The sequence below is a fragment of the Gulosibacter sp. genome, from assembly GCF_052090685.1.
Taxonomy (GTDB): domain Bacteria; phylum Actinomycetota; class Actinomycetes; order Actinomycetales; family Microbacteriaceae; genus Gulosibacter.
In genome coordinates, this window is record NZ_JBQDBE010000023.1 from 38,534 (window position 1) to 53,684 (window position 15,151).

Genomic DNA, 15,151 nt, shown 5'->3' on the forward strand with positions numbered 1-15,151 from the left:
TGCTGTCGGTTTCCCGAGGCTATCGACGAGTGACGCTGCGAAGCGATGTTGCTTCCGTCTCCGTCAACTCACCGGTCGCATCCTTCGACAACGGCGGGAGAAGTCGCATGACGAAATACGCGATGGTGGCCGCGACCACGCCGGTGACGTAGGCGAGATCGCCCCACGCGGCCAACGGCTCCGCGAACGGGCCGACCCAAATGCTGGTATTCCAGAACAGCGAGGAGAAGGCGCATCCGAATATCCAGGCGAAGAAGCCCCACTCAACGCGACGGCTCTTGTCAAAGAGTTCGGTGGTTCCGCGCTCGCCGAGGTACCGCGAGCGCGAGAAATAGTCGAGCAGCAGCACAGTGCTGAACGGCACGACGAGGTACGCGAGCAAATTGAGGAAGTCGTAGAAGCTGCCGTAGGGGTCGCCCTGCATGAGGAGCGCGATGCCGAGGCTCAGCACCGCGGTCACGGCGACTCCGACGGCACGGCTCACGGGCACGCCGATTGTGAGCAGCGACAGTGCGCCGCCGTAGAGATTCATCGCACTCACCGGCAGCGTGGAAAGCACCACGGTGATCATCGCGAGTGGCGCCCAATCGCCGGTGAGGGCGCTCAGTGCCTCGACCGCGCCGAGCTCGCCCGCGAAGCTCGAGACGAGGACGCCGATGCCGCCGAGCCACATGAGCGAGACGAAACTGCCGCCCGCGGTGTAGGTCGCGACTTTCGCGTGGCTGATGTTTTTGGGCAGGTACCGCGAGAAGTCGGAGGCGAAGGGCGTCCAGGTCATCACGTAGGCGAAGAAGAACCCGGCGAAGGTCAGCCAGCTGCCGATTCCACCTTGGAAGATCGTCGCATCCCGGTTCAGCTCGATGCCGAAATCGACCTGCTGAAGCGACAAGAACGTGATGAATGCAAAGAGAATCGCGAGGACCACGCTCGCGACTTTGTTGATCATGTGGATGAGGTTGTGACCCCAGACCGCGAAGATCGCCTGGATTGCGTAGATCACGATCGCGCCGGTCCAGAACGGGATGTCGACGAGGGTCTGCAGCGCGAGGACTGCGAATACCGTGTTGACGGCGGTCCAGCCCATTGCCGAGACGATGGTGAGTAGCGCGATCGGCAGGTAGTTGCCGTAGTAGCCCATCGGGGCGCGGCCCTGCACCTGTTGCGGCACGCCGAGTTTTGCGCCGATTCCGGCGAGGACACCCATCACGATGGCGCCGAGGAGCGATCCGAAAGCGACTGCGGTGAGCCCCTCGATCACCGTCAGGTTGAACGATGCCGAGAAGAAGCCCGACACCATGACCGCGAGCACCATGTTGGCCGCAAACCACAGCGTGAACTGCTGACGCGGATGCCCGTGTCGCTCGCTCGTGGGAATCGATTCGGTGCCGTGCGGCTCAACTTTGGTGAGCGAACTGCCGTAGGCGGCCTGCTCGTCACCGGTCGGGTTGGACATTGTTGGACCTCGTCTCGCGTCATTGCGCTGTGTCGGTGGGCTGTGCTGATGGGCGGTGTTGACACTGAACCTATCCCGCTCTGGCATACATGTCAACGTGGTTTGGCTGCTTAAAATTAGGCAAACATCCGATTATCTGCCAAATACCAAGCCCTCTTGCATGCATGAGAGTTGCCCTGCCGCGAATCCACCCCGCTGGTTGCTCATCCACTCCCACCGGCTCGCAGACACCGGAAAACCAAAATGCCGCATCCCACGCTGTGCGCGGGCGCGGCATTTTGTCGGGCTGAGTGATTCGGAGTTAACTGACGGCTTTCTTGATGAGCTCGATGATTCTCGCTTCGCTCTGCTCGTCGAGCGAAGTGATGCTCCAGACGATCGGGTGGAGCGCTTCGCCGTCAGTGAATGCGGGATTCACCGTCTCGCCAAATCCAAAAACAAGGTAGTCCTTGTCAGACTTGATGTAGCAAATGTCTTCACCGTTGCGAGTATAGAAGGGAATCCCCCAGCGCAGGATTGGCTCCAGCGTCGGCGCATTCTCTCGGATTAGCGCATGCAGTCGTTCACCGATCTCGCGGTATGGCTCCGGTGCCTTTGCGAGTTTCTCAAGCACGGCGGTCTCGCCCTTTTTCCCAAACATCTGCGACTCTTTCCTCGATTGACAGGGTCACATCCTATGCCCTGCACATCGGCGTTGTTGGTCTGTCCGCGATCCTGTTTTCGTGTGTGCCCTATGTCGCGGCGCCGGTATTGCCGAACTCGAAGTACAGCGGATAGTGGAGGCTACAGCGCTCGTTGAACTGCGCATCGCAGTCGGGGCAGCGTCCGAGCACCATGTACGTGTTGATGGGCAGCTCGCGCTTGCACTGCCCGCACAGGATTGCCGCTTGTGTCGCCTCGGTGGCGGGCCACTGTTGCGCGGCATGCCCGGCCGTCTCTTCATGACACTTGAAGCACGGATAGTACTCACCGCAGCACTTGAACTTAATCGCGATGAGGTCGGTGGGCCCGTGATAGTGGATGCACCGGGTCTCGTCATCGACCGTTGGTCCCAGAACTCGCGGCGTTGCCATGTTGGTTACTGTACCCGGGGTGCCGTTGCCGACCATCGCATCCCGAGCCCGCTTAGTCACGGCATGGTCGCATTGCCGCGTTCTTTCGGGAGCTGGTTCTTCTTGGAACACCCGTTCTCGCGCGTGCGCGGCGCCGGGTCTCGCGCCGTGAGCGGCCCTTTCCGGGCGCACGGCCCCTTCTCGAACCTGCCAACCACTGCATCCCGAGCCCGCTTACCACCCAAAGTGCGGTTTACTACTTTCAGGAAAGTGTGTGGAATACCCCGAGTTTGTTTACAACCTCTCTCATGACTTCGTTTACAGCGGGTGTCATCACTTTGTTGACACCCGCTGTCACGAGTTCGTTGACAGTCGATGTCATCACTTCGCTGACACCTCGGTCATGTCTTCGGGATAGTGCTCCGTCATATAGTTGAGGTGTTCCTGGGCCCAATCGTGTTTCGGATCGCGCACTCTTGCGCCACGAACCTGCCACAGCGGGAACCGTTTCGGATGGGGCGCTTTGGTCTGGATCGGCAGGGGGAACCCGATCGATTCCGCGCCATCACGCACATCGAACAACACGTACTCGTTGTCAGTGATCACCGGCTGGTAAGTGCCGACAAGATAGGTCGGGACCTTGATGATTTTGCCGTGTAGATAGATTTGTGGGTTCATTCGAGTGATCACGACCTCACCAGCAACGGACCGTAACCGACCAGAACCCGTATGCTGCGGGTCCTGCAGCGTGAGTCCATCGCCAGGCTCTGCCGCATCAGCGATGGCTTGGCTGGTGTATTCCAACGCCTTCGCGATCAGGTCCGCGTGCGGGATCGGTTCCCCGCTGGACGGACGATGCTCTGACGCGTCCCACGCCTGCGCAGGGGTCATTTCCCCGGGCAGCGACTGATGATGACGACGATGGTTGTAATACTCCCGATACTCCACCACCAACTCGCCCACCCGCGCCAGCGTGCCCGGGGTATGCGCATTCAAGAACCGGCTCAGCGTCTGGTGGGAGCGCTCGTTCTTGCCTTGCGTGGTCGGTGACTGAAACGATCCCGTGATCCCCAGACACCCGCGATCAGCAAGCGCCCGCTGCAGCTTCGTGACCCCGCCCTGTCGGGCAAGGTTGAACGCCTTGCCATTGTCACTGAGTAACTCCTGCGGCACCCCGTACTCCTCGACTGCCGCTGTCACCGCGCTGACTGCGTCATCGCCGTTCTCGGGATCTTGGAACGCGCAGGATCCGACATCGAACCGTGTCGAGTCATCAACAAGTTGATACACGGTCACCTTCGTCCGCGCACCCTCGTCGACGCTGTCGAAGAGCTTGAACTCAAACGCGTCGAGTTGCCACATCTCCATCGCCGCAGCCCGCTGGAACCGGATAAACGAGGACCGAGGACGTTTCCGCGGGTTCTTCTCCACCACCCCCGCTTCAGCGAGGACCCGGGAAATGGTCGACACCGACGGGATCGGGCCAGTAAACAGTGCCTCATCAACACCGAAATGCCAGATCGATCGCGGCCCGGCATCCCACCCCTTGCCTTTCAGGTGCTGCCGGACCCCGAGCACGATGTCCCTCGTCTTGTCGGTGTACACCCGCGCCGGCCGGTGTGGTGCGCGCGAGCGCGGGTTCAATGCCGCGTTGCCCTCCTGCCGGAACCGGTCACGAATGGTGTAAAACGAGGGACGACTGATGCCCAGCGACCGGCAAAACGCTGACACCGACGGCGACTGCGGGTCGGCAGGGTCGTACGCGATGATTTGGCGACGAACAGCAGGAGAAAGAGACTTCGACATCCCTCGATCTTGCGAGACCTGCTACCTGTCAACGAAGCCATGAGACACCCTGTAAACAAAGTCATGAGAGAGTCTGTAAACAAAGCTCTGAGAGATGACACACCTTCAGGAAAGTAGTAAACCACTTTCTCGGTGGTAAGCGAGATGCGCTGTGGGGATGCAGACGCGGCCGGTGATGCAGGAGCCGGCGCAGACTCACCGGTACGCGACAGACACCCGATCATCCGGACCGTCCCTCCCGGGAACCTAGCCACGCCATCCTTATGCGAGACTCGGAGCCGACTGTGGTTCATCCGATCGTTCCGGGGCGGAACCCTTAGAACGTCCGCTGATCAGGGCCGAAAGCCCCGCAAGCGCGAGACCGATTCCGCCGAGGGCGAGGAGCCCACCCGCACCACGCGGCCATAGGCCAGCGCCGCGATAGAGGATGTCGCGGATGCCGTCGCCGATGAAGTGTTGCGGCGACCAGGGGTAAATCCAGTCGGCCCAGAACGCGGGCAACAGTTCGGCGGGAAGCACCGCGGTCAACATTCCGCAGAGCAGTGCGAAGACCACCACGAGTACACCGAGCAGCGTAGAAATATTGAACGAACCAATAAACAAGCTCATCACCGCGAAACTCGCAAGCCAGAGAAACACGGTGGTCGTCCAAAACGGAGCGCTCGCACCGACGAGTGTATTGAGCAGAACCACGGCAGTGACCGCAGCAAGGAGCGAAAGCACACCCGCGTATCCGAGTTGCTTACCGAGCGCGGCGAAGCGACCGCCTGTCGAAGCCGCGTTCTTCTTCGGAAAGATACGAGTCAGCACGATCGAGCCCGCCAGTGACATCATCATGAGCGGCATCACGCCGATTTGCTGACTCATCATGCCCGCCAATGGAGACGAGGCAGCGGCATCCGAATCCCCGGTATTGATGATTTCAATATTTGCCGGGATGTTCATCTCCGCAAATACTTCTCCGAGCGACTGTTGCATCTGTGTCGCAGCGATGGGACTTTTCGCATTGTCGAGCACCACATCCACGCTCGGCACGTCCCCCGCACCTGCTTGTGCCATCGCCTGGCGCTCCGTGAAGTCGGCGGGGATGGTGAGGGCGCCGAAGAGTTCGTTATTGGCGAGTGCCTGGTCGAGTTCTTGCTGGCTCTCGAAGAGCTCCCACTTGATTGGAGCCGCATCCTCACCTTCGGGCACTTCGGCGTTCACGAGAGTGTCCGCCATCATCGCGCCGGCATTGATTTCACCCTGCGGTGTCTCAGCACCTTCGTCGAGCGAGAGCACGGCGAATGGGAGTTCCTTCGGCGCCATATTCAGCATCGGGTAAAACATGAGCGCCATGACGTCGCCGATGAGTACGACGATAAGAACAGGGAACACATACTTCCTCGACCCCATTTTTTCGAACACTACAAGTCCTTCCCTCTGGCCGTGACATCGCACGTTCGATACAGTTTGAGAGTATTAGGCAGAGTGTCTAGATAAAACGGGCAGCTTCAGGCTGGCTGCCTAATTTATGGGTGGAGGGACAGGCATGGCGCGCCCGAAGAAGGATGGTTCACCGACGGCGGCGGCGCGCATCGAAGTCGCGTTCTTCGACGTCCTTGCAGTAACTCCGTTCGACAAGATCACCGTGAGCGCCATCGTTGAGGCGGCGGGGGTCAACAGAAACTCGTTCTACTACCACTTCGCCGGGCTCGATGAGCTCTCACGCAGCGCCGTCGCCAACCTCCTGATTCCGGAAATCCCCAAATTGCTGGCGAGCGGCTTTTCCCCAGAATCCGAGCAGATCGACGAACTGTTCCTCCGCGCCGCTACAGACACCGGCAACCTGCACCGCATCCCCGTCATCATGGGGCAACACTCAACTTCAAGATTGCGGAACATGCTCAAAGACTCGATGCTCGCACTCTGGCTCGATGCATTCGGAATCGCGCCAGATGAACTGGATGTGCAAGCAAGCGTGACCGTGCACTTCGCGCTTGGCGGCATGCTCGAGATTCTCAGCAGGCTGGACCCGCACGCCGACTTGCTCACCGAGCTCGCCGCGGTACGTCGGCTACCGATCGTGCAAGCGACCGTCCCGATCCTCATGGCGACGCTCGCCGAGGCGTCTGAACACGCGACCGCTGACTCGCCACAAAACGAAGCGCAGACTTAATAAGGCTTCCAAATCCAAAACTGAGGAAGTGGGAAGTATTGACTAACGTGATTGTCCACGGTTTCGGTAGCTGCCAGTTTCCCATTTACCGTTCATCAACTTCCCCGGCACCCACACTCGGTTGCGCCTACCGCTACTGCGATTAGACGGCGGATCGAACACGGTGGTTTCAGTGATATCGGCCAAGGTCATACGCGAAGAGACCTCAATACCGAACTCCGCCTGACGTTCAGCCATCCGTTTCACCCGATCCGTCAGCATTTCCTCGGGAAGCTCACTGACCGCCAAATTCAGGGCGCGCGGGAGTCGGCGCTGCATGGCTACAAGCTGATCGTGGAACTCTCGCCGGTCCATGCGCAAGATATCAGCAGTATTGGCCAGATTCCGCCCCGTGATCTGGCGATAGCGTCGTTCCTTGCCATAACGCACGGCGGCTAAACCCTTAAATCGCACGCGCTCTGCACTCCACATCCCGTGTGCCGAGATGAGGTCATATGCCGGGGCGAGGCGCACCAGGCTACCGCTAAGGATGAGGCTGTGATTCTTCGCATGCGCGTCAACCCCAGCGGTCAGCAAGTTGAACGAGAACAACCGCGCGAGGGCCGTGCGGTCCTCGCCCCGCCACCGTGGAGAACTATGCTCGTCGACGACGGCGACCATGTCGGCCATTGTCGGACCGCCATCCTCCTCGTATTTCCGAGACGGCAGGAACGATAACGCTTGGCAGAAGTCTTCCTGATGCAGGCGAGTGACCGATCATGACAGCTCGTCAAACAGGGAGTTCAGATGCGACGCGCTCGGCATCGGTTCCAGATGCAATTCGTAGCCAAACGCCGTAGCCACACTCAGTGTGGCTTCCAGAGACGGCACGAGCTTTCCCGCCTCTAGCTCCTGGACCCACCTACGACTCATTCCCGTTCGTGAGCCGAGATCCTCCTGAGTCATCCCGTTTTGGATTCGGTGCGAACGCACGAAGTCAGCGAACACTTTCGGCGATTGAATGAACACCAGAGAACCCTCCGTTTGCACAGTATCGTGTGCAAAATATGCTACGCACATTATTCTGTGCTTGCAAGTGTGGGCGCAGAATAATGTGCACGGGGCGATCGTGAGGAAGAAACGTATTTCAGCAGCCCGCGCAAACGCCTGCCAGTACTTGAAAGCAGAAGGACATGGTGAATTCGGCGTGAACGCCCGCGGTTGCCTGCGTTCCGGCACCTGAGCGCAATCTCACCCTGTGCACGCTACTCAGGTCGGAGCATCACGCCGCCTCGTTCGCCCACTCGGCCAACGCAATGCGAATCGCTTCGGATCGACTGCGGTGTTCACGCTCGGCACGCGCCATCACCGCCGCAAGCTCTGACTCACTCAGTCGAACGGTAATCGCGCGAGTCGGTTCGTCGGTGCGCGCTGGGCGGCCAGGCGCGCGGAATTTTGCTCCTGGGAATCCTTCTTCCGCGTTCTTGACGAGGCGCGCAATCACTTCTTCGGTGATCTCCACTCCGTCGATCGTGCCATAGGAGCCGTTCTCCGGCTTGGCAATCTTGTCGTTCATCTCCCCCTCCTCTGCATCCTAGAAATCACTGATTTTCGAGCTGGCATGGCATGAATGACGAGATATCGTGCCCCGTTTCCGAAAGCCAGAGCAGCTATTTCCCATGGCCGACCCAAATCGTCGAATGCAAGCCGCATATACCGTGGCGGCTCACCGTCGTCGATGACAATCTCGTCGACACCTTCCGCCCACATGCGAATCACGTCCTCAACGCTCAACCCGCGTTTGAGGGCCGACTCGTGAACCTCTACTTTGACCAATCGCTACCCTGCCTAATTATGTACACGATACTAACATCATTTCGTGTACATAACACCGACTCGCTCCTGGACTGCACCGCTGCGACTACGGACTCAGCACGGCCGAACGGCTCGCGAGCGCGCGCTTGCCCTGATGGACAGCTGGCCACTCAAGTTCCAAGTTCCAAACTTCAAGTTCCAAGCACCACCGAAAACGCAATAGACCACCTCATGTAAATTGCCTACCACCCGCAACGCGGTTTACCACTTTCCTGAAAGTGGTCGCGCGAGTTGCGGGTGGTATTCGCGAGGAGTTCCGCACGAAGGCGTTCCGGATGGGCACGAAAAACGCCCCGGATCTGCGAGTATTCGCAGATCCGGGGCGTGACCAGCCTTTAGTAAGGCCCTTCAGCAAAGAACTTCTAGAAGTCCCAGTTCTCGTCGCGACCGCATGATTCTGCGTGCTTTCGAGTGATATGCATTTTTCGTGCCCCCAGCGTGCCTCTATGAAAGTTGATAAGTGTCCAACACCGTCCTGCGCTGGCCCCACGACCGCGCTAGTGGTCTCATTCGATTTTATCGGTAGTACCGGGGTTGTCACGCTCGGGCGTGCGCCCATTCCGCAATCGCTTCGCGGATGGCATCCGACCGCGTGCGGTGCTCCCGCTCCGCACGAGCCATGACTGCTTCAAGCTCGGACTCGCTCAGGCGCACGGTCACGGCCCGCGTGGGTTCCTCCGTACGTGCTGGTCGGCCAGGCGTGCGGAACTTCGCACCGGGGAATCCGTCTTCGGCATTCTTGACGAGGCGAGCGATCACTTCTTCAGTGATCTCAACGCCGTCGATCGTGCCGTAGGAGCCGCCGTCGGGCTTAGCGATCTTGTCGTTCATCTCATCCTCCTCTGCATCTTCTCGACTACTGATTTACGGGCTGGCATCGCATGGATCACGAGGTACCGAGCCCCGCCGCCAAAGCTCAACGCGGCAACCTCCCATGGGCGGCCGTTCTCGTCGAAGGCGAGCCGCATGTACCGCGGCGGCTCATCGTCATCGATCTGTACCTCTTCGGAGCCCTCAACCCACATGCGGATCACTTCATCAGCACTCAAGCCACGCTTGAGGGTGGACTCATGAACCTGCACATGTATCAATAACGACCCCGCCTTCAATTACGTACACGATACTACCACATTTTCGTGTACGCATTGGTCTCGCTCTTGGCACTGAGCGACCTGCAACCAAAAAAGGATAGAGGTCGATGTCATACGTGTCTGAGAAGATGTGGGCATGGAGTTTATGAACGTGTCGGTCGAAGCCGCGCATCTCGACACACTCGCAAAATCGCCGAAGACTGCCCTCGCCGAATTGATTTGGAACTCCATCGATGCCGACGCCACGACAATAAGTATCGATTTGCACAGCGGCGCAATAGGTGGCCTCGAACGCCTTACCGTCACAGATAACGGCACAGGCATCTCCCCTGATGACCGCGAGTCAACTTTCGGCGCGCTCGGAAACGGATGGAAACGAGCTGTCAAACAGAGCCCAAATGGCAGGCCGTTTCATGGCGAGCGGGGATCCGGACGGTGGGCTGCACTCGGGATCGGCAACTCGGTTCGGTGGACTTCAATAGCAGACAGTACGGCTGATGGCCGAGTCCGCTTCACAATCTCTGTGAACAAGTCCAATCCCAAACAGTTTGCAATTTCTTCAGCCACACCTGCCTCCGCTGACGATACTGGCGTCACCGTGGAGGTTACAGATCTGTCCTCCGCAGGTTCGCGCTACCTAGAGTCAGCCAGCGCAAAAGAGGACGTCCTCACCACATTTGCTTTGCAAATCGAGCAATACGGCCTCACGGTCGACTGGCAAGGCTCACCTCTTAGTGTGAACGCGCTCAAGCGAAGGCAGACGGATCTCCCAATCAAGGTCGAGGGAATCGACGACGCAGTCGTCTTAACGATCATCGAGTGGAAGACGCCTGTCGCTCGACACCTTTACCTCTGCGACGCTGCCGGAAACTCGCTCCATGATATGAAACCAGGCATTCAAGCGCCGGGCTTTGACTTCACTGCTTATCTAAAGTGGAGCGGCTTTGAGCGCGAACCCAACTTTCTCGGCCTGGAGGGCAGCGAATCGGAACAGGTACGTTCCGTTGTCACCGCGGCCCAAGATAAGCTCCGCGAGTACTTCAAAGCTCAGGATGACGAGCGTTCAGCTCGACTGATTCAACAGTGGCAGGACGAAGATTCATACCCATTTCGAACGCCACCAACCAGCAGAGCTGATGAAGCAGCAAGAGGACTGTTCGACCTTGTAGCTGTCGCCGCTGCACCGGCGGTCAAAGACTCGGACCTCAAGTCTCGAAAGCTCTCACTCGAACTTTTAAAGAACGCAGTTGAGACGAGCCCCAGCAGCGTCCACCACATCCTCGAAGCTGTCCTTGACCTGCCCAAGGAGCAGGCTGACGAGCTGAGCACCCTCATCCAAAAGACTTCGCTCGATGCCTTGCTGCGTGTCGGGAATCAGGTGGTCGGCCGACTTGAGTTCCTCACTGGCCTCGAAGAAATCGTCAATGACAAGTCCCTAAAGAAGTCCGTTACGGAACGCAAGCAACTTCACCGAGTGCTCGCTGAAGAGACCTGGGTTTTCCGCGAAGAGTATGCGCTTACCGCAGACGACAACACACTTCGCACTGCACTCAAGAACCATATCGAAGAGCTAGGTAGGGCTGAACTCACGCCTGAAGATCTGGGCAATCCAGTGCTGGATGCCGATGGACGCGAGGTCGTTGTAGACATGATGCTCAGCAGAGTAATTGAGCAGTCCCGCAATCATCGAGAGCACATCGTGATCGAACTTAAGCGCCCCAGCATCCCCATCGGTAAGCGTGAAATGGAACAAATTGAGAACTATGCTCAGGCAGTCGCTTCCGACGGCAGATTCGCATCAACAGGGGTGAACTGGGAGTTCTGGATCGTCGGGGACGAGATCAAAGACGACGTGCTCCACAAGTTTGGACAGGGGAATCTTCCGGACGATGTCTTTTCAGATTTTGAGATCTCGGGACATCGCGTCACAGTCCGCGGTGTGACTTGGGCACGAATCATTCAGGATGCGCGGCACCGAATGAAGTTCGTCAAGGATGCGCTCGGATATGACCCAACGTCTGAACAGAGCATGGTGTATCTTCGCGCACAGCACGGGGAGCGTCTACCTACGATCGCGCTCCCGCACGTGGATCAACGGCAACCGCTGGAAGCGCATTCTGCGTCCCAACTCTAAGAGGATTTGCTAGCCCGAGACGAAGTACGGGTCACAACGGGATTCCACGCACTTCGGGGACATGGCGTCGATGAGAGTATTGATCCTGGTGCTGCGAGTGTCTGATGAGTGCACGAAGCTCAGCTTCTGCGCGGTAGCGATCAATTCTCTGAGTGGTTCCTTGAGGCGCTTCTCCCAGGGCGTCGTTGGAAGTGATCTGGTAACGGTCACGGTAAGCAGAAATCACGCGAGCGGAGCCGCGCCACGATGTGCGGGCACGTGAATCAGCCGGTTCCGCGCCAAGCGCAGAAACCCACGGTGCAGCCGCGGCAAGATCACGGTCCAACACGGCATCTGCACGTTCCTCCATCAGTGCGCGCCGCTCTGCGAGCGCCTTTTGCATCTCGTCGCTCATCGCCCCAGTTGCTTCCGGGATCAGACCAACGATCAGGCGAGGAGCCTTGCGAGAGCGCCCCGATCCGGCTGCACGTGCAGTCACCGAAGCAAGCCGGTGCCGCAGCACGGCTGCGATGTCTTCGGCATCGTCGAATCCGCGTGCGCGCACGAGGCGTGGCAGCAGCGCATCGACGTCATGATGGTTGGCTTCAGCTCGACGCAGCTCGGCAGCCAGTGGCCCGAAGGCGTCGGACTCGGTCGCGGCGATGGCATCCGACTCAGGGAGGCCCGATGCGTGAAGCAGCGTCGCCCATCGGTCACGTTGTGCGGCGGCTGCGATGGTCTCGTACTCTGCGGCGAGCTGCGCGATCGTGCCCCAAGTTTCTTGCTCGGCAACGAGAGATTCCTGAGCTGAGAGTTCCGCTCCAATACTTTGAAGCACCCCATAAAGAACGTTCCGTCCCGTTGCTCCATCGTCATCAGACGGGTGTGGTCCGCTGTGCAGAGAGTCTGGTCGATCCACAGCCACATACGCCTGGTTCGATTCGCGTCCACGGGTCATCGCAACGTAGAGGTTCTCGCGGGTCATCGACGAATCTACAAGCACATGTGCAGTGTCGGTTGTGACGCCCTGAGCACGGTATGAGGTGACCGCGTATCCCAGCTCCAGGTGCTCGGCTACGTATCCCGCAGGCAGAACGACAGAGCTACCACGGGTGGCCCCGAGTCGTCGAGCGATGACAGCACCATCGGTGCGCACGTCGAGCACGGTCCAGCGGTCACCGTTCCTAACCCAGCCACGCCCCGCAACTAGTCTGCGGTCATTCTTGCGTGTGATCACCGTGTCACCGATCGCTGCGCGGCTGTCATCGTGCAGCGCAGCTTCTCGCGGCCCGTGCACGGTGCCGTCGAGGATTAGATCGGTGCGTGCCCGGCTATTGAGAGCGGCCACTGATTCGTTGGAATCGGAGATTAATATCGAGGATCGCCCCGCTGCCCGGTCCGCTCGCCACGCCTCGTAGGCTGCGTCGACCATTGCCTCCGTCTCACCATCGACGATGCGCGCGTGCGCGTCATAGGCATCTATGGCTTCGGTACGTCCGTGGCGCAGGTCAAGCGAGGAAGTCTTCTCCCAGGAGTGGGTGAAGCGGTGCACGCCGACGAGTTCGGGCACATCGTCGCGGCTGTGCGCGAGCAGCCCGAACGCTCCGCCCGCATCGACCGATTGGAGCTGTGCGTAGTCACCGACCAGCAGCACCTTCGCGCCAGCTGACGCGGCAAGTGCTGTGATGCGGTCGAGCGACAGGGTGCCTGCGAGTGAGGCTTCGTCGAGGATAACGAGCTGTCCGGTAGAGAATCCTTCGCCGGTGGTCAGGTGGTTCTGCCACCACTTCGCTGTGTTCTCGGTTGCGATCCCGAGATCCTGGGCAAGCACCTCCGCCGCACCAGCTGAAGGCGCAAGCCCGACGACAGAACCTGTTCCATGAGTCGACTCCCATGCCCGGCGCAGCGCAAACATTGCGGTCGTTTTTCCCGCACCTGCTGGGCCAACGAGCAGATCGACAACTCGACCCGAGACGGCGATACGAGTAAGCGCTTCGGCTTGGTCCTCACCGAGCACGCGCTTGTCTCGATCAGGCTTACGCGCGAACTTCTCGATCGTCGCCAGCGGTACCGTCGGCGCGGTGAGGTCGCGGCTCAGATCAAGCAAACGGTCTTCGGCTTCGAGCAGCAGGTTCGACGAAAACACGGTTGAGTTCTTCGGTCTGAACACCGACGACTGATCACTGCGCCGAAACTCGACGGGGCTCGAAGCCAGCTCGAACGGCGTCAACCGTAAAGATACTTGCTCGGCGGCATCCACCACGAGCCCAACGAACGCTTCGCGATCCTCCATCGTTGCAAACCGGTAACCCATGGTCTGCCGTGCGGCTTCTGCGGTGAGGTTCCAGCGCCGCCAGGTCGAACGCTTCTCACCAACCGCCGCAACGACGCTCTCGCCAATCGAGCGAATCACATCCAGCGGAATGTCATCGGCGCGGAACAGCAACGGACGATCGTTCGATGCACCCCGCCGCGCCCACGCGGTTGCATCCTCACCCAGGATCGCGCTCGCCCGGTCACGCCATCCAGCGGTCAGATCGGCGAGAGAGTGCAGTGTCTTCTCAGGCCTCGTCGAGAGAGTCGCCTGCGCGCGCAGCTTCATAATCACCGCCGCGCTCGGCCTGTGACCGTGCCGCTCAAGGTATTCCTCAATGAGCTTGTCGGTTTCAACGTCGATGTGGCGCGAGCGGGTCGAGAACTCTGCGGTCAGTGACTCCGGCACCGAGCTGATGGCCCAGCCTGGGTTGCGATTGCGGCCCATCGCTCGAAGTTCCCATTCGACTCCGATTACTCGGGTGAGATGATCGGCGAAGACCGCCTCGTGCAGCTCGGAGATCGCGACCGTGGCAGCGTGCATCGGTCGACTGTCGAGTGACCTCCACTTGTTGTCGAGGACTGTCTGCACTTTGTTGCTGATGACAACGTGCGTGTGCAAGTGCGGATCACCGGAGCGCGAATCATAGTGATCGTAGGCAGTTGCAAGCACGCCTCGCACATCTACCTGCGCAACCGCACCGTCGCCTTCGCTTGCACCGGTGCGAGTGAATGCAACCTCGCGCTCCATGTACGCAACCATCTGCGCAACTGCCGCATGATGCGCCTCCTCGATGAGTGCCTGTGTTCCTGCGTCGGAGATCGCCCAGAGTACGCTTGCGGACTTCGGTATCGAGAATGTGAAGTCGAATCCTGAAACAGCCTTGCGCACACCCCACGCAGCTTCCTCTGCTTCGATGGCCGCAACCGTTTGGCCTCGATCCACCGGAGTCTGCGTTGCATCGAGAGCCTCTACTCGTGCTTGAACTCGCTCTTCGATGGACTTATAGACCGGGTATGCGCGGCCGAGTGGGCCGCGGGTGATTGGATCGCACCCCATACCGACGAGGAGCTGAAGCTGGGCTTCGCTGACTTCATCACCAGACATGATCTGACCGCTTCCGAGCGTAGAAAGCCCGGCGCCCATCCACCGGCCGGGCGGTGTCCCCTCGGCGGAGTAGTAGCGAGTGAGCGGCGTCGTGAGCGACCGGTCTCCGTCTCCGGCCGCGACCGTGCGCAGCAGGTACTTGTACCCGTCTCCGGCGGACATCACCCGCATTGACACCGTCATGGTCGAGCACCTTTCCTTCG

At 59.6% G+C, this 15,151-nt stretch carries 13 protein-coding genes; 3 read left to right on the forward strand and 10 right to left on the reverse strand.

Annotated features, from left to right (window positions below; all coding sequences use genetic code 11):
• Nucleotides 1-19: 19 nt before the first annotated feature.
• The 5 genes from ACTHXA_RS13235 to ACTHXA_RS13255 form a co-directional block, all read right to left on the reverse strand.
• Complete coding sequence (locus ACTHXA_RS13235; RefSeq protein ID WP_441673142.1) at nt 20-1,453, reverse strand: purine-cytosine permease family protein; 1,434 nt, start codon at nt 1,451-1,453, stop codon at nt 20-22.
• Between the two features lie 301 nt (nt 1,454-1,754).
• Entirely contained in the window at nt 1,755-2,093 is a 339-nt protein-coding gene (locus ACTHXA_RS13240) for a DUF1801 domain-containing protein (protein WP_441673144.1), read from the reverse strand.
• A 91-nt stretch (nt 2,094-2,184) separates the two neighbouring features.
• A complete protein-coding gene (locus ACTHXA_RS13245) occupies nt 2,185-2,526 on the reverse strand; it encodes a CHY zinc finger protein (protein ID WP_441673146.1) in 342 nt (113 codons plus the stop codon).
• Between the two features lie 360 nt (nt 2,527-2,886).
• On the reverse strand, nt 2,887-4,311 hold the full coding sequence (locus ACTHXA_RS13250; RefSeq protein ID WP_441673148.1) for a helix-turn-helix domain-containing protein: 1,425 nt from the start codon (nt 4,309-4,311) through the stop codon (nt 2,887-2,889).
• A gap of 261 nt (nt 4,312-4,572) precedes the next feature.
• Nucleotides 4,573-5,688 (reverse strand): ABC transporter permease, encoded by a 1,116-nt coding sequence (locus ACTHXA_RS13255; RefSeq protein ID WP_441673150.1) that lies wholly within the window; start codon nt 5,686-5,688, stop codon nt 4,573-4,575.
• Between the two features lie 154 nt (nt 5,689-5,842).
• Between ACTHXA_RS13255 and ACTHXA_RS13260 the strand changes: the two genes are divergently transcribed.
• Nucleotides 5,843-6,469: a TetR/AcrR family transcriptional regulator gene (locus tag ACTHXA_RS13260; RefSeq protein WP_441673152.1), complete on the forward strand. Its 627-nt coding sequence runs from the start codon at nt 5,843-5,845 to the stop codon at nt 6,467-6,469.
• A gap of 42 nt (nt 6,470-6,511) precedes the next feature.
• Here the strand turns inward: ACTHXA_RS13260 and ACTHXA_RS13265 are convergent, their stop codons facing one another.
• The 4 genes from ACTHXA_RS13265 to ACTHXA_RS13280 all read right to left on the reverse strand — a co-directional run bounded on the left by ACTHXA_RS13265 (nt 6,512) and on the right by ACTHXA_RS13280 (nt 9,154).
• Nucleotides 6,512-7,213 carry a HipA domain-containing protein gene (locus ACTHXA_RS13265; RefSeq protein WP_441673165.1) on the reverse strand — a complete coding sequence of 234 codons (702 nt, stop codon included), beginning with the start codon at nt 7,211-7,213 and terminating at the stop codon, nt 6,512-6,514.
• Between the two features lie 12 nt (nt 7,214-7,225).
• Nucleotides 7,226-7,528 (reverse strand): helix-turn-helix domain-containing protein, encoded by a 303-nt coding sequence (locus ACTHXA_RS13270; RefSeq protein ID WP_441673154.1) that lies wholly within the window; start codon nt 7,526-7,528, stop codon nt 7,226-7,228.
• Nucleotides 7,529-7,730: 202 nt separating this feature from the next.
• On the reverse strand, nt 7,731-8,024 hold the full coding sequence (locus ACTHXA_RS13275; protein WP_441673156.1) for a ribbon-helix-helix domain-containing protein: 294 nt from the start codon (nt 8,022-8,024) through the stop codon (nt 7,731-7,733).
• 836 nt (nt 8,025-8,860) lie between these two features.
• Entirely contained in the window at nt 8,861-9,154 is a 294-nt protein-coding gene (locus ACTHXA_RS13280) for a ribbon-helix-helix domain-containing protein (RefSeq protein ID WP_441673157.1), read from the reverse strand.
• A gap of 50 nt (nt 9,155-9,204) precedes the next feature.
• Here ACTHXA_RS13280 and ACTHXA_RS13285 point away from each other — a divergent pair, with 50 nt between their 5' ends.
• Nucleotides 9,205-9,417: a hypothetical protein gene (locus tag ACTHXA_RS13285; RefSeq protein WP_441673159.1), complete on the forward strand. Its 213-nt coding sequence runs from the start codon at nt 9,205-9,207 to the stop codon at nt 9,415-9,417.
• A gap of 133 nt (nt 9,418-9,550) precedes the next feature.
• Nucleotides 9,551-11,548: an ATP-binding protein gene (locus ACTHXA_RS13290; protein ID WP_441673161.1), complete on the forward strand. Its 1,998-nt coding sequence runs from the start codon at nt 9,551-9,553 to the stop codon at nt 11,546-11,548.
• A 31-nt stretch (nt 11,549-11,579) separates the two neighbouring features.
• On the opposite strand, the gene mobF is transcribed toward ACTHXA_RS13290, so the two are convergent.
• Nucleotides 11,580-15,131 (reverse strand): MobF family relaxase, encoded by a 3,552-nt coding sequence (gene mobF, locus ACTHXA_RS13295; protein WP_441673163.1) that lies wholly within the window; start codon nt 15,129-15,131, stop codon nt 11,580-11,582.
• Nucleotides 15,132-15,151 lie beyond the last annotated feature (20 nt).

What these genes read in the sequence shown, in the direction of transcription:
- ACTHXA_RS13235 (WP_441673142.1), bottom strand. Translation starts at nt 1,453, where the DNA reads ATGTCCAACCCGACCGGTGACGAGCAGGCCGCCTACGGCAGTTCGCTC.
- ACTHXA_RS13240 (WP_441673144.1), bottom strand. Translation starts at nt 2,093, where the DNA reads ATGTTTGGGAAAAAGGGCGAGACCGCCGTGCTTGAGAAACTCGCAAAG.
- ACTHXA_RS13245 (WP_441673146.1), bottom strand. Translation starts at nt 2,526, where the DNA reads ATGGCAACGCCGCGAGTTCTGGGACCAACGGTCGATGACGAGACCCGG.
- ACTHXA_RS13250 (WP_441673148.1), bottom strand. Translation starts at nt 4,311, where the DNA reads ATGTCGAAGTCTCTTTCTCCTGCTGTTCGTCGCCAAATCATCGCGTAC.
- ACTHXA_RS13260 (WP_441673152.1), top strand. Translation starts at nt 5,843, where the DNA reads ATGGCGCGCCCGAAGAAGGATGGTTCACCGACGGCGGCGGCGCGCATC.
- ACTHXA_RS13270 (WP_441673154.1), bottom strand. Translation starts at nt 7,528, where the DNA reads ATGTGCGTAGCATATTTTGCACACGATACTGTGCAAACGGAGGGTTCT.
- ACTHXA_RS13275 (WP_441673156.1), bottom strand. Translation starts at nt 8,024, where the DNA reads ATGAACGACAAGATTGCCAAGCCGGAGAACGGCTCCTATGGCACGATC.
- ACTHXA_RS13280 (WP_441673157.1), bottom strand. Translation starts at nt 9,154, where the DNA reads ATGAACGACAAGATCGCTAAGCCCGACGGCGGCTCCTACGGCACGATC.
- ACTHXA_RS13285 (WP_441673159.1), top strand. Translation starts at nt 9,205, where the DNA reads ATGGATCACGAGGTACCGAGCCCCGCCGCCAAAGCTCAACGCGGCAAC.
- ACTHXA_RS13290 (WP_441673161.1), top strand. Translation starts at nt 9,551, where the DNA reads ATGGAGTTTATGAACGTGTCGGTCGAAGCCGCGCATCTCGACACACTC.
- mobF (WP_441673163.1), bottom strand. Translation starts at nt 15,131, where the DNA reads ATGACGGTGTCAATGCGGGTGATGTCCGCCGGAGACGGGTACAAGTAC.